Origin of the sequence: Pantoea sp. USHLN256, from assembly GCF_037149875.1 — a bacterium.
In the GTDB taxonomy this organism is placed as follows: Bacteria; Pseudomonadota; Gammaproteobacteria; order Enterobacterales; family Enterobacteriaceae; genus Pantoea; species Pantoea nemavictus.
In genome coordinates this window covers 197,002-211,484 of record NZ_JBBCQO010000005.1, presented here as the reverse complement: position 1 = coordinate 211,484, position 14,483 = coordinate 197,002, and the positions used below count along the sequence as shown (strand labels likewise).

Here is a 14,483-nt window from a genome sequence, read left to right as displayed (position 1 = left end):
CACTTGCCGCCTTGCTGCAGCTCGAATTATTTAGGGTATGGATCGTGAGCCGATTATTGAAAATACAGGAACTATGATCTTATGGCAGGCGCAGTGGGATGTTATGTTGCGCCAGCCAGTTCTTCAGCGCCGGTTCCGGTGCGCTGTCGCTCACCAACAAATCAAAGCGACGCAGCTCACCAATCCGTGCTGGCAGCACTTTGCCGAACTTGCTGCTGTCTGCCACCAGCACGCGCTGACGGGCGCGCAGCATCGCGTGGTGCTTCATCGCCAGTTCGTTGATGTTGTAGCAGGTGGCACCCTGCTCCTGATCGATACCCGCCGCCGAAATAAAGGCCAGCGTCGGGCAGAGATCGTCGAGGATCGAATGCGCGCCAATCGGCGTGAACAGCGCGTTATCGGCATGGAATTCGCCGCCGCTGAGGATCACGTTGCAGGCCGGTTTCTCCTTCAGCGCCAGGAAGGTGTTCATCGCGCAACAAATCGCGGTGAACGGCAAGGTATCGGGGATCGCATCGACGATGTAGGGCAGCGTGGTGCCGCAATCAAAAAACACCGTGTCATTTTCACCGATCAGATCCGCTGCAGCCTGCGCCAGGCGCTGTTTACGTGCGGCGTTTTGTCCGTGCTGATCGGAGATGAAATAGTGTCCGGCATGGCTTTTAGGATCGCTAACGATATAGCCGCCAAGCAGCACCACCGTTGAGGCCGGTTCGGTAAGATCGCGGCGGATGGTCATTTCCGACACGCCCAGCAACTGTGCCGCATCTTTCAGGTGCAGTTTATCGGTGCGTTTTAGCGCCTGAGCTAATTTGTGAATACGTTCGTCGCGCCGGGTTTCCATGATCATCTCTGCGTAATTAATCCTGAAGTCGAAGTTGCCTGGTCAAAAATCACGATAAATCTCACAGATTTTAATGATTTGCGACGTATTCAGCAGGCCGGTTTTCAATCTTACCTGTAATGAGATCGGCCCGCAAACGCCACGCCATCCTGCCATTTCGTTTCAATCCCGCCGCTGCGCTCAGCGCCAGACGGCGTGCTCAATGATGTTGCAATGTTAGAATAATAACATTCTTTATCATGAATAAGTGGCGTGAGGACGGCTTTTTATCAGCGCTCATAGGTGTGAAATTTATCACATAATTAACTTTATTAACCTGATATTGTGATTTTTATAACATTATAAAGTTAAAAATTCACCAGGAGAGCACAATGGACATCGCGGTTATTGGGTCGAACATGGTCGACCTCATTACCTATACCAATCAGTTGCCTAAAGCGGGCGAAACGCTGGAAGCGCCTGACTTCGCCATCGGCTGTGGCGGCAAAGGTGCTAATCAGGCAGTGGCCGCAGCGAAGTTGGGCGGCAGCGTGATGATGGTCAGCAAAGTGGGCGACGACCTGTTTGCACCCAACACCGTGGCCAACCTGCAACAGCAAGGCGTCGATACACGTTTTGTCACCACCGCGCCCGGCACCTCGAGCGGCGTGGCGCCGATTTTCGTTGACGATCAATCACAGAACCGCATTTTGATCATTAAAGGCGCCAACCAGCAGCTGAAACCGGCGGATATTGATGCCGCTGCCGACGCACTGAAAAGCTGTCGACTGATCATCCTGCAGTTGGAGATCCCGCTGGAAACGGTCTATTACGCCATTGATTTTGCCCGCCAGCACGAAATCAAAGTGATCCTCAATCCGGCGCCTGCCGTGGCTAATCTGGACATCGACTACGCCTGCAAATGCGACTTTTTCATGCCGAACGAAACCGAGCTGGAGATCCTGACCGGCATGCCGGTTAACAGCGATGAAGAGGTGCAGCTGGCGGGGCAATCGTTGCTGAATCGCGGGCTGAAAAACCTGATCATCACGCTCGGCGGACGCGGTTCGCTGTGGATGTCTGGCGACCAGCTGCACCACGTTGCACCTACGGCGGTAAAAGCCGTCGACACCAGCGGTGCGGGCGATGCTTTTATCGGCTGCTTCGCTCACCAGCTGGTAAAAACCGGTGATATTGCGGGCGCGATGGCGCAAGCCTCCGCCTATGCCGCCTGCAGCGTGACCGGTCGCGGCACGCAGCGCTCCTATCCCGACGCGGAAACCTTCCAGCGTTTTCTCAACGTTAATTGAGGTCGAGTTATGCAACCGAGCATTGTTCAGCAACCTGATGGTTATTTGAATAAAACGCCGCTGTTCCAGTTCATTTTGCTCTCGTGCCTGTTCCCGTTGTGGGGTTGTGCGGCGAGTCTGAACGACATTCTGATCACCCAGTTTAAAAGCGTATTCGCGTTGAGCGATTTCGCCAGTGCGCTGGTGCAGAGTGCGTTTTACGGCGGCTACTTCCTGATCGCCATCCCGGCTTCGCTGGTGATCCGCAAAGCCAGCTACAAACTGGCGATATTGATGGGGCTGGCGCTGTATATCGTCGGCTGCGTGCTGTTCTATCCGGCTTCACACATGGCGACCTACACCATGTTCCTCGCGGCGATTTTTGCTATCGCTATTGGGTTGAGCTTCCTCGAAACCGCTGCGAATACCTATAGTTCGATGATTGGACATCGCGATCACGCCACGCTGCGCCTCAACATCAGCCAGACGTTCTATCCGGTTGGCGCCTTAATGGGCATCGTGCTGGGCAAATATCTGGTGTTCCAGGAGGGCGACAGTCTGGAAAGCCAGCTGGCCGGCATGAACGCTGAACAGGCGCACGCGTTCCGTCTCACCATGCTGGAACACACGCTGGAACCGTACAAATATCTGGTCATGGTACTGGTGGTAGTGATGCTGCTGTTCCTGTTCACCCGCTATCCGCGCTGTAAGCCGGAAAGCAGCGGGAAATCCTTGCCGTCGCTGGGCGAGACCTTCCGCTATCTGGCGACCAATCGTCACTTTAAACGCGGCATCGTCGCGCAGTTCCTGTATGTCGGTATGCAGGTGGCGGTGTGGTCGTTCACCATTCGTCTGGCGCTGACGCTCGGCGCAACCAATGAGCGCCATGCTTCTAACTTTATGATTTATAGCTTTATCGGCTTCTTCATTGGTAAGTTTGTTGCCAACTTCCTAATGACGCGTTTCCGGGCAGAAAAAGTGTTAATTGCCTACTCGGTGCTCGGTGTGATCACGCTGGCATGGGTGATGTTTGTGCCGAACTTTACCGCCGTGTATGCCGCGATCTTTGTCAGCGCGCTGTTTGGGCCCTGCTGGGCGACCATCTATGCCGGTACGCTGGCGACCGTCGATAACAAATACACCGAAGTGGCGGGCGCATTTATCGTGATGTCGATTGTGGGTGCTGCTTTCATTCCGGCGCTGCAGGGCTTCGTCTCCGATCATTTGGGATCGATGCAGCTGGCGTTTGGCGTTTCGCTGCTGTGCTTTGCCTGGGTGGGTTACTTCTTCTGGGGCGAACTGCGCCATAAAAAGCAGGCTGAAGCGGCTGGTCGTTTAGTCGAGGAGATGCCATGAAAACCCGTTTACCGTTACGTCGGGAGCAGTTCCATGCAACGCCGAGCACGCTGCTGCGCAACGAGACGTTCCACGTCGAGCTGTTTCGCTTCCCAGCGGGCGTCGAAGCGGTGCGCATCAGCAACCCACGCGGCACGGTGATCGTGCTGCCGTTTTACGGCCAGATGGTGTGGGACGCCAACTTTGATGGCCATGCGCTGACCATGGGCCACAGCTTTAAGCAGCCGCTGCTCGGCAGTTCGATAATTGATACCTACGGCTGTTTTGCTTTCCACTCCGGACTGCTGGCCAACGGCTGCCCGGCCGCCGAGGATGACCATCCGCTGCATGGCGAAATGGCCTGCGCGCGCATGGACAGCGCGTGGATTGTATTGGAACACGATCGCCTATCGCTGGAGGGCGAAACCGAGTATGTGAAGGGCTTCGGCCATCACTATCTTGCCGCGCCTGCGGTGCGGCTTGAGGCCAATGCGGCAAGGCTGCACATTGAGATGAACGTCACTAATCTGGCCGGTGCGCCGATGCCGCTGCAGTACATGTGCCATCTCAACAGCGCGTGGGTTGAGCAGGGACGTTTCCAGCAGTCGATCCCGACGGATGCGTTCCAGCTGCGCACCTCGATCCCGGCACACGTGAAGCCAACGCCGCAGTGGCGCGCTTATACCGATCGGCTGGCTGCCGATCCACAGGCGTTTCAGCCATTGGATCAGCCGGAGATGTGCGATCCAGAGATCGTGTTCTTCGCCGACGATCTGCAGCAGTATGGCGATGAGGTGCAGTTCGAGCTGCACTCGCCGCAGGGTTTTGCCCTGATGACGCGCTTCTCCAGTCAGCAGTTTCCGCACGCCACGCGCTGGCTGTTGCATAACCGCGATCAGCAGGTCGCGGCCTATGTGCTGCCAGCCACCTGCCGCCCGGAAGGATTCAAGGCGGCGCAGCGCGCGGGAACGTTGATTGAACTGGCACCCGGCGAGCAGCGCCATTTCAGCGTCGAGACCGGCATTTTGTAACTAAACAGTAGGGTCGTCATTTATGGCGACCAGATTTCCAGGTGCGCATAAATGCGCACCCTACGAATAAACGGCGCAATCAAATCGCCACCAATCCCCGCACGCCGTCGGCTTCCATGCTTGATCCGGCACCGCGCTGCACGATCTCACCGCGTGACATCACCAGATAGCTGTCGGCCAGCTCGGCGGCGAAATCGTAAAACTGCTCGACGAGCAGGATCGCCATATCTCCGCGCTGCGCCAGCTGGCGAATCACCGCGCCGATCTCCTTGATCACCGAGGGCTGAATCCCTTCGGTGGGTTCATCAAGGATCAACAGCTTTGGTGAACAGGCGAGGGCGCGGCCAATCGCGAGTTGCTGCTGTTGACCGCCCGACAAATCGCCGCCGCGTCGTGCTTTCATCTCACGCAGCACCGGGAACAGCTGGTAGATCTCCTCCGGCACCGCTTTGGCCTGCGCGCCGGAAAAGCGCGCCAGCCCCATCAGCAGATTTTCTTCCACCGTCAGACGCGGGAAGATTTCACGCCCCTGCGGCACATAAGCGATGCCAGCCTGCACGCGCTGGTGCGGTTTGCGGCCGTTAATCACTTTGTCCTGCCAGCGAATCTCGCCGGATTTGGCCGGAATCAGCCCCATCAAACACTTCAACAACGTGGTTTTTCCCACGCCGTTGCGTCCCAGCAGGCAGGTGATTTCACCCGGTTTAGTCTCAAACGACAGGCCGCGCAGAATGTGGCTGCCGCCGTAATATTGATTCAGTTCCGCGACTTGCAGCATGTTAGCGCCCCAGATAAACGTCGATAACCCGATCGTCCGCCTGCACTTCGCGTAACGATCCCTCGGCCAACACCTGGCCCTGATGCAGCACGGTCACGTGATCGGCAATGGTTTCAACAAAGCCCATGTCGTGCTCAACCACCATCAGCGAATGCTTGCCGGCGAGACTGCGGAACAGCTCGGCGGTGTACTCGGTTTCGGCGTCGGTCATGCCCGCCGCCGGTTCATCCAGTAGCAGCAAATGCGGGTCCTGCACCAGCAGCATGCCGATTTCCAGAAACTGCTTCTGGCCGTGCGACAGCAAACCGGCCTGGCGCTGACGTTCGCCGCCGAGTCGTAGCAGCTTCAGCACCTCATCAATGCGATCCTGCTGCTCGCCGTTCAGCCGGGCGCGCAGGCTGGCCCACACCGATTTGTCATTTTTCAGCGCGATTTCCAGATTCTCGAACACCGTGAGCGCTTCAAATACCGTGGGTTTCTGGAACTTGCGTCCGATCCCAGCACGCGCGATCTCCACCGGCGACATTTTGCTGAGATCGGTATCCTGGTCGTAGATCACCTGGCCATTATCCGGTCGGGTTTTACCGGTGATCACATCCATCAGCGTGGTTTTACCCGCGCCGTTGGGGCCGATCACGCAGCGCAGTTCGCCGACGCCGATCTTCAGTGAGAGATCGGTTAGCGCGCGGAAACCGTCGAATGACACGTTGATCTTCTCCAGTTGCAACACCGGATCGGTCTGTTCACGATGGCGATCCGACGGATGGGGTTGGGTAAACAGTTGTTCAGTCATCACGCCTCCGGCGCAGCAGGCCAATCACACCACGCGGCAGGAACAGCGTGACCAGGATAAACATCAGGCCGAGGAAGAACAGCCAATATTCCGGGAAGGCGACGGTAAACCAGCTCTTGGCGCCGTTAACGATCGCCGCGCCCAGTAGCGGTCCAATCAAAGTGCCGCGTCCGCCTAACGCCACCCAGATTGCGGCTTCAATCGAGTTGGTCGGCGACATTTCACTCGGGTTGATAATGCCGACCTGCGGCACATACAGCGCGCCCGCCAGCCCGCACAGCACCGCCGAGAGCGTCCAGACAAACAGCTTGAAGCCTTTGGGATCGTAGCCGACAAACATCAGGCGGTTTTCCGCATCGCGCACCGCCGTCAGCACGCGGCCGAATTTGCTGCGCGCCAGCGCGAAGCCGATGCCGAGACTCACCAGCAACAGCAGCACCGTGGCAACGAACAGCCCGATGCGCGTGCCGGTAGCGGTGACGTTAAAGCCAAGCAGCGTGGTGAAGCCGGTAAACCCGTTGTTACCGCCGAAGCCGGTTTCGTTGCGGAAAAACAGCAGCATGCCGGCGTAGGTCAGCGCCTGCGTCATGATCGAGAGGTAGACGCCTTTGATTTTTGAGCGAAAGGCGAAGAAGCCGAACACCAACGCCAGCAGGCCCGGCACCAGCATGATCAGGCACAGCGCCCAGGCAAAATGCTGCGTGCCCGCCCAGAACCACGGCAGCTCGCTCCACGAAAGGAATGACATAAACGCCGGCAGGCCGTCGCCGGAGGCCTGGCGCATTAAATACATGCCCATCGCATAGCCGCCGAGCGCGAAGAACAGGCCGTGACCGAGTGACAGCAAACCGGCGTAGCCCCACACCAGATCGAGCGCTACCGCGACGATGGCGTAACAGAGGATTTTGCCGACCAGCGTCAGCGTGTAGGTGGAGATCGCCAGCGGATGGGCGGCAGGCAGCAGGGCGCAGAATGGCAGCACCAGCAGCAGCGCGGTGATCACTACACCAAGGCTGAGGGTCAGGCGCGGCGCCTTACGCGCGATAGTTAACGTCATTGGCTGGCTCATCAGTCAATCACCCTCCCTTTAAAGGCAAACAGGCCCTGCGGACGTTTCTGGATAAACAGCACGATCAGCACGAGGATGAGGATTTTTCCCAACACTGCGCCTATCTGCGGTTCCAGCACTTTGTTAAGAATGCCGAGGCCAAACGCCGCCACGACGGTGCCCGCCAGCTGGCCGACGCCGCCCAGCACCACCACGAGGAAGGAGTCGATGATGTAGCCCTGACCCAGCTCCGGCCCGACGTTGCCCAACTGCGACAGCGCCACGCCGCCGAGTCCGGCGATGCCAGAACCGAGGCCAAAGGCCAGCATATCGATGCGTCCGGTGGGTACGCCGCAGCAATCAGCCATGGCGCGGTTCTGCGTCACGGCACGCACGCTGAGACCAAGGCGAGTTTTATTCAGCAGCAGCCAGGTGAGACTCAGCACGGCAAACACGAACAGGATCACCGCGATACGGTTGTACGGCAGCACCAGATTCGGCAGCAGCTGCAGACCGCCGGAGAGCCAGCTCGGGTTGGCCACTTCCAGGTTCTGCGCGCCAAACAGCATACGCACCAGCTGAATCAGCATCAGGCTGATGCCCCACGTCGCGAGCAGGGTTTCCAGCGGACGTCCGTAGAGATGGCGGATAATGCTGCGCTCCAGCAGCATGCCCATGCAGGCGGTAACCAGAAATGCCACCGGCAGCGCCAGCAGCGGATACCAGGCGAGCCACTGCGGCGCGAACTGCTGGAATAGGCTCTGCACAAACCAGGTAGCGTAGGCGCCGAGCATCAGCATTTCGCCGTGCGCCATGTTGATCACACCCAGCAGGCCGTAAGTGATCGCCAGACCGAGTGCCGCCAGCAGCAAAATCGAACCGAGCGACAGGCCAGTAAACGCCTGTCCGATCAGATCGCCCCACATCAGGCGCTGTTTAATCTGCTTCAGGCTGGTGGCGGCGGCTTCACGGACTTTAGCATCGGGCTCATTACTGGCCTGGGTTAAGCGAGTAAGGCTAGCCTGCATGTTGGGATCGCTGGATTCGCCGAGCAGCGTCACGGCTTTAAGGCGCAGCGCCGCATCCGGGCTGGCGAGTTGCAGGTTAGCGGCGGCCATCAGCAGCACGGTGTGGACCTGTGCATCTTTTTCGCTGGCGAGGCGCTGCTCAAGCAGCGGCAACATATCGGCTACGCCATCGTTTTGCAGTTGTTGCGCGGCACGTAAGCGGATCGTCGCATCGTCGCTCACCAGCTGATGAGCGGCGAGGGCGCTGGCGACCAATACGCGCAGCCGGTTATTCATAAACAGTTTTTTGCTGTCGCCAGCGGGCTGTTGCGCGCTATCGAGCGGCTGCAACGTATCGCCCTGTTTGCTGAACGGCTGCTGTTTCTGGTCGATGACCACGGTTTCATTGCGCAGCGCCTGCAGCAGCGGCAAGCGGCTAGCCTGCGGCGCGGCGGCCCACTGTTGCAGCAGCGTGGCTTGTTGGGTGCGGCTGGCGGCCGCGAAGTCTGCGCCATCGCCCGCCTGGGCGAGCCAGGGCAGCAGTAACAGCAGACAGCAGAGATAACGGCGAATTGTCATGGTTCTGGCCCTGAAGGAGGTGGTTTGAGATTGATGTTGCTGTCCCCCTCCTCGGTCCTCCCCCATAAATGGGGGAGGATGACGCTGCCATATGTTGGTTAAGGAATTACATGTGGCAGCGTCTCCTTCCCCCGTTAACGGGGGAAGGCCGGGATGGGGGACAGCGAGCACCCAATTACTGCGTTGATTTCACCGGATGATCGGGCTTCTTGTCGTTACCCGCGATGTACGGGCTCCACGGCTGGGCGCGCACCGGTTGCTCGGTCTGCCACACCACGTTGAACTGGCCGTTCTCTTCCACTTCGCCAATCATCACTGGCTTGTGTAGATGGTGGTTGGTTTTATCCATGGTCAGAGTGAAACCGTCTGGTGCTTTGAAGGTCTGGCCCGCCATCGCCGCGCGCACTTTGTCTACATCAGTGGTGCCGGCTTTCTCCACCGCCTGCGCCCACATGTGCAGGCCAACGTAGGTCGCTTCCATCGGATCGTTGGTTACCACGGTGTCGGCGTTCGGCAGGTTATGCGCTTTCGCGTAAGCGCGATAATCCTTCACAAATTGGGCGTTGGTTGGGTTATCCACCGACTCAAAGTAGTTCCACGCCGCTAACTGACCAACCAGCGGTTTGGTATCAATACCGCGCAGCTCCTCTTCACCCACCGAGAAGGCGATCACCGGAATATCGGTGGCTTTGATGCCCTGATTCGCCAGCTCTTTGTAGAACGGCACGTTGGAGTCGCCGTTGATGGTGGAGATCACCGCGGTTTTGCCACCGGCAGAGAACTTCTTAATGTTGGAAACGATGGTCTGATAATCGCTGTAACCAAACGGCGTGTAGACCTCTTCGATGTCTTTATCCTGCACCCCTTTACTGTGCAGGAAGGCGCGCAGAATCTTGTTGGTGGTGCGGGGATAAACGTAATCAGTGCCCAGCAAGAAGAAGCGTTTAGCGCTGCCGCCATCTTCACTCATCAGGTACTCCACCGCCGGAATCGCCTGCTGGTTAGGCGCAGCACCGGTGTAAAACACGTTCGGCGACATCTCTTCGCCTTCGTACTGCACCGGATAGAACAGCAGGCCGTTTAGCTCTTCAAACACCGGCAGCACCGATTTGCGCGATACCGAGGTCCAGCAGCCAAACACCGCCGCCACTTTATCCTGCGTCAGCAACTGACGCGCTTTTTCGGCGAACAGCGGCCAGTTGGAGGCGGGATCCACCACCACCGGTTCCAGCTTTTTGCCCAGCACGCCGCCTTTGGCGTTGATCTCATCGATAGTCATCAGCGCCACATCCTTCAGCGGCGTTTCGGAGATCGCCATGGTGCCGGAGAGTGAGGACATAATACCCACCTTGATGGTGTCAGCAGCCTGTGCCGCGAAGGCAAAACCCATGCTGGCAACAGAGGCAGAGAGCGCGAAAGCCTTGAGCAACGAACGTCTTTTCATCAATAAACCCCTAACTGTGTTTATGTTTTTATTCAATGGGTTGAAGTCGAGCCTGCTGTAACATATGCAATGTAATCTTTCTGACCTCTGCCTTACTGACGGCGATGTGGTCGGTTAATATGCGCTGCGCCTCCTCGGTCTGTTGCTGGAAAATCGCCCGTAAAATCTGAGCGTGCTCTCGGTATGTCGCCTCCATTCGGTCGTCGCGGGTAAAATCGAGACGGCGAATGATGCGAATCTTTTCGGTCAGTTCGGCGTGGATGCGCGCCATCTCCTGATTGCCAGCGGCCGCCACCAGCGCCATGTGAAAAGCTTCATCCTGCGCGGAGACCGCTTTGCCATCGGCCAGCGGTAGCGCATCGATCCAGAAGCTTTTCTGTGCCGTCAGGGTTTGCGCACACTGCACGGCGGGCAGGGCGCACAAGCGGCGCACCGCTTCGCACTCCAGCACGGTGCGGAAGTCGTACAGCTCTTCGAAATATTCGAAGTCAAACGGCTTCACCTGCCAGCCGCTGCGGAACCACACTTCGACGTAGCCCTCGCGCTCCAGCCAGAACAGCGCCTGACGCACCGGCGTGCGGCTGACTTCCAGCCGATCGGCGATTTCGTTCTCGCTGAAACGGTCGCCCGGCATCAGACGGAATTCAAAAATGTCCTGTTTCAGCGCCTGATAGACCTTCTCGGCCAATGCCTCAGGGCGGCCTTTGCTGCGCGGGCTCGTGTTCATGCAGTCTCCTTATTCCAGCCAAAGCAGGGCATCGCCCGGACTCACCGGACGTCCTGCCTGACAGGCAATACGTTTCACCTGGCCTGCCTGCGGTGCGACAATTGCCAGTTCCATTTTCATCGCTTCCACGATGATCAGCGTTTGACCGGCTTCCACCACGTCGCCCGGCTGTACCAGCACTTTCCAGATATTGCCGTTCATATCGGCGCACACCGCCAGCGCATCATCGTCGGCTTCCGCCACCTCCAGCGTCTCAACACTGGTGAGTGGCGCGTTCTGCTCTTCCTGCGCCCACAGCGTCACTTCCTGTTCGAAGGCGGCCGACTGGCGCTGACGGAATTCGCCGATCGACGCGGCGTGATCGGCCAGGAACTGCTGATGCGCGGCGAAATCGAATACCGTCTCTTCAATGCGCACCGTGGCACGGCCTTCGCGGAAGTCATCGCGCAGCTGCGTCAGTTCGTCTTCGGTGACCGGATAGAAGCGCACCTGATCGAAGAAGTGCAGCAGCCACGGCTCGTCAGCGGCGAACTGAGGGTTTTTGAGGAACTTGTTCCAGATCGGCAGGGTGCGGCCCACCAGCTGATAGCCGCCCGGCGAGTCCATGCCGTAGATGCACATGTACATGCCGCCAATGCCAACGGTGCCTTCGGCGGTGAAGGTGCGCGCCGGGCTGTATTTGGAGCTCAGCAGGCGATGGCGTGGATCGATCGGTACTGCGCACGGCGCGCCGAGATAGACGTCGCCGAGCCCGAGAATCAGATAGCTGGCATCAAAAATCGTGTCGCGTACCGCTTCACGGCTGGCTAAGCCATTAATACGCTGGATAAAATCGACGTTGTTCGGCAGCCACGGCGCGCTGGCGCGCACGGTTTCTTTGTAGCGCTCCACCGCGCCCAGCGTCGCGCTGTCTTCGAACGCCATCGGCAGCCAGACAATGCGTGACGGCACTTTCAGCTGGCTGACATCGCCCAATCCGCTCTCCAGCTCCAGCAGTAACTGCATCAGCTGTTTCTGGCTGAGGATCAGGCTGTCGTAACGTACCTGCAGAGAGCGCACGCCGGGCGACAGCTCTTCCACGCCCGGCACCGCGCGTTCACGCAGCGCATTCATCAGCAGATGCACGCGCAGACGCAGCGCCAGATCCAGCACGTTATCGCCGTACTCAATCAGCACATATTTATCGCCCGCCTGGCGATACACCGCCGCTGGCGTGGTCGCCGTGGCCGGTAACGCCGCCAGCAGGGTGGCGGAACCGATAGCGCTGGCCGCTAAAGAGGGCACCGCAAAAGCCGGTGCATGGGCACTGCGCAGGGTGGCCACGCTGTGCGCCTGGGCTTTTTCCAGCGCCACCGCTTCGTCAGCGCTAATCGGATGGAAGCGAATGCGGTCGCCCGGTTTCACCTGGCCGACTTTCCACAGCTCGGCTTTGGCGATGGTCACCGGACAGACGAAGCCACCGAGGCTTGGGCCGTCATGCGTCAGGATCACCGGGAAGTCGCCGGTGAAGTTCACCGCGCCAATGGCGTATTCGCAGTCATGTACGTTGGACGGATGCAGACCGGCTTCGCCGCCGTTGGCGCGCGTCCATGTCGGTTTCGGACCAACCAGGCGCACACCGAGGCGGTTGGAGTTGTAGTGCACCTGCCAGTCGCTGGCGAAGAACTCATCAATTGCCGCCTGAGTGAAGAAATCCGGTGCGCCGTGCGGTCCGTACAGCACGCCGATGCGCCATTCGCTGCCGTAGTGCGGCACCAATGCATGATCGAGCGCCTGCGGTGCGCTGACCGGCGCGGGCGTGGTACAGGCCGCCAGCTGCGGCTGGGAGATCGGCAGCATATCGGCGACGCGCAAGGTGCGTCCGGCGTGGCCGCCAAACTGGCCGAGCGAGAAGGTTGAGCGGCTGCCGAGATACTCCGGCACGTCAAAGCCGTTGCGCACCGCTAAATAGGTGCGACAGCCGCTTTGCGCACGGCCTAACGTCAGGGTTTGCCCTGCTTTAACGCTGATGGGCTGCCAGTAGGCGATGCTTTCGCCATCGATATCGGCCGCACAATCGGCGCCGGTCAGGGCGATCACCGCATCGCTATGGAAGCGCAGCGTCGGGCCTTGCAGGGTAAATTCGAGGCCCGCGGCGCTGTCGTGGTTGCCGACAATGCGGTTGGCGAGGCGGAAGGCGAAATCGTCCATCGGGCCGGATGGCGGCACGCCGATATCCCAATAGCCAAGGCGGCCAGGAAAATCCTGAATGCTGCTGAAGGTGCCGGGCTGCAGCACTTCAATCACGCTGGCGGATGGCGTGAAGCTGTCGAGGAAGCGTGTCCACACCTTGCCGCTGCGGAAGGCCTCGGTGGCGACGATCTGGCGCAGATAATCGAGGTTGCTGGCGATGCCGTGCAGCTGCGTGGCGTCGAGCGCCTGCTGCATTTTCGTTAACGCCGCTTCACGCGTCTCGGCATGCACGATCAGTTTGGCCACCATCGGATCGTAAAACGCCGAGACTTCGGTGCCGGTAGCGATCCAGCCATCGACGCGCACATCGTCCGGGAAACAGACGCCGGTTAAGACGCCGGGGCTGGGCTGGAAGTTTTTCAACGGATCTTCAGCGTAGAGGCGCACTTCAATCGAGGCGCCTTGCGGCGCCTGCTGCAGACGCGCCCAGTCGATGGCATCGCCCGCCGCGACTTGCAGCATGCACTCAACCAGATCGAGACCGGTGACGCATTCGGTGACCGGATGTTCCACCTGCAGGCGGGTGTTCACTTCGAGGAAGTAGAAGGCATCCTGCTCGGCGTCGTAGATGTACTCCACCGTGCCAGCGCTGCGATAGTTGACCAGCTCGCCAAGGCGCACCGCCGATGAGAGCAGCGCTTCACGCGTTGCCTGCGGCAGATTAGGTGCCGGCGTTTCTTCCACCACTTTCTGGTTGCGGCGCTGCAGCGAGCAGTCGCGTTCGCCGAGGGCAATTACTTTGCCGCTGCCGTCGCCAAAAATCTGTACTTCCACGTGGCGTGCGCGGTCAATGCAGCGTTCTAAAAACACGCCCGCATCGCTGAAGAACTGCTCGCCAAGACGGCGCACGCTCTCCCACGCATTGCGCAGCGTGTCGGCGTCGGCGCAGCGCGTCAGACCAATGCCACCGCCGCCGGCGGTGCTTTTCAGCATCACCGGATAACCGATGCTGTCGGCGGCGCTTAAGGCTTCGTCCAGCGAACTCAGCAGCGGCGTGCCCGGCGTCATTGGCACGCCAGCGCTGGCGGCTAATTCACGCGCGCGGTGTTTCAGGCCAAACTCGCCAATCTGCTGCGCGGTGGGGCCGACGAAGGCAATACCGGCTTTTTCACAGGCATCGGCGAACGGCAGGCTTTCCGAGAGGAAACCGTAGCCCGGCCAGATGGCTTCGGCACCGGTTTCCTGTGCGGCGGCGAGGATTTTATCGATGCGCAGATAGCTGTCGCTGGCTTTGTCACCGCCAAGCGCGATCGCCACATCCGCTTCTTTGACGTGGCGCGCGTTGCGATCGGCATCGGAATAGACGGCGACGCTTTTCACGCCGAGGCGTTTTAAGGTACGGATGGCGCGACAGGCGATTTCGCCACGGTTAGCAATCAAAACGGTGCTGAACATGC

At 59.2% G+C, this 14,483-nt stretch carries 11 protein-coding genes; 3 read left to right on the top strand and 8 right to left on the bottom strand.

The features are described 5' to 3' along the window. Positions 1 to 79 precede the first annotated feature (79 nt). Complete coding sequence (deoR, locus tag WFL93_RS14755; protein ID WP_049851550.1) at positions 80 to 844, bottom strand: DNA-binding transcriptional repressor DeoR; 765 nt, start codon at positions 842 to 844, stop codon at positions 80 to 82. A gap of 371 nt (positions 845 to 1,215) precedes the next feature. Between deoR and rbsK the strand changes: the two genes are divergently transcribed. Genes rbsK through WFL93_RS14740 form a run of 3 tightly spaced genes read left to right on the top strand, consistent with a single transcriptional unit; the run spans position 1,216 to position 4,478 of the window. After that, on the top strand, positions 1,216 to 2,133 hold the full coding sequence (rbsK, locus tag WFL93_RS14750) for a ribokinase (protein WP_336778454.1): 918 nt from the start codon (positions 1,216 to 1,218) through the stop codon (positions 2,131 to 2,133). Between the two features lie 9 nt (positions 2,134 to 2,142). Then, positions 2,143 to 3,468: an L-fucose:H+ symporter permease gene (gene fucP / locus WFL93_RS14745; RefSeq protein WP_007886874.1), complete on the top strand. Its 1,326-nt coding sequence runs from the start codon at positions 2,143 to 2,145 to the stop codon at positions 3,466 to 3,468. Further along, positions 3,465 to 4,478, top strand: coding sequence for an aldose 1-epimerase family protein (locus tag WFL93_RS14740; RefSeq protein WP_336778453.1), 1,014 nt, complete (start codon positions 3,465 to 3,467; stop codon positions 4,476 to 4,478). Before fucP ends, WFL93_RS14740 begins: the two co-directional genes overlap by 4 nt. A gap of 79 nt (positions 4,479 to 4,557) precedes the next feature. On the opposite strand, the gene urtE is transcribed toward WFL93_RS14740, so the two are convergent. The 7 genes from urtE to uca form a co-directional block, all read right to left on the bottom strand. After that, positions 4,558 to 5,256, bottom strand: coding sequence for an urea ABC transporter ATP-binding subunit UrtE (urtE, locus tag WFL93_RS14735; protein WP_336778452.1), 699 nt, complete (start codon positions 5,254 to 5,256; stop codon positions 4,558 to 4,560). 1 nt (position 5,257) lies between these two features. Further along, positions 5,258 to 6,049, bottom strand: coding sequence for an urea ABC transporter ATP-binding protein UrtD (urtD, locus tag WFL93_RS14730; RefSeq protein ID WP_049851417.1), 792 nt, complete (start codon positions 6,047 to 6,049; stop codon positions 5,258 to 5,260). After that, positions 6,042 to 7,118: an urea ABC transporter permease subunit UrtC gene (gene urtC, locus WFL93_RS14725; RefSeq protein ID WP_336778451.1), complete on the bottom strand. Its 1,077-nt coding sequence runs from the start codon at positions 7,116 to 7,118 to the stop codon at positions 6,042 to 6,044. Before urtC ends, urtD begins: the two co-directional genes overlap by 8 nt. Then, a complete protein-coding gene (urtB, locus tag WFL93_RS14720; RefSeq protein WP_336778450.1) occupies positions 7,118 to 8,683 on the bottom strand; it encodes an urea ABC transporter permease subunit UrtB in 1,566 nt (521 codons plus the stop codon). The genes urtC and urtB overlap by 1 nt, the downstream gene beginning before the upstream one ends. 175 nt (positions 8,684 to 8,858) lie before the next feature. Continuing rightward, entirely contained in the window at positions 8,859 to 10,127 is a 1,269-nt protein-coding gene (urtA, locus tag WFL93_RS14715) for an urea ABC transporter substrate-binding protein (protein ID WP_007884919.1), read from the bottom strand. Positions 10,128 to 10,155: 28 nt separating this feature from the next. Beyond that, positions 10,156 to 10,854, bottom strand: coding sequence for a GntR family transcriptional regulator (locus WFL93_RS14710; RefSeq protein WP_007884920.1), 699 nt, complete (start codon positions 10,852 to 10,854; stop codon positions 10,156 to 10,158). 9 nt (positions 10,855 to 10,863) lie between these two features. Then, positions 10,864 to 14,481 carry an urea carboxylase gene (uca, locus tag WFL93_RS14705; protein WP_336778449.1) on the bottom strand — a complete coding sequence of 1,206 codons (3,618 nt, stop codon included), beginning with the start codon at positions 14,479 to 14,481 and terminating at the stop codon, positions 10,864 to 10,866. Positions 14,482 to 14,483: the final 2 nt, after the last annotated feature.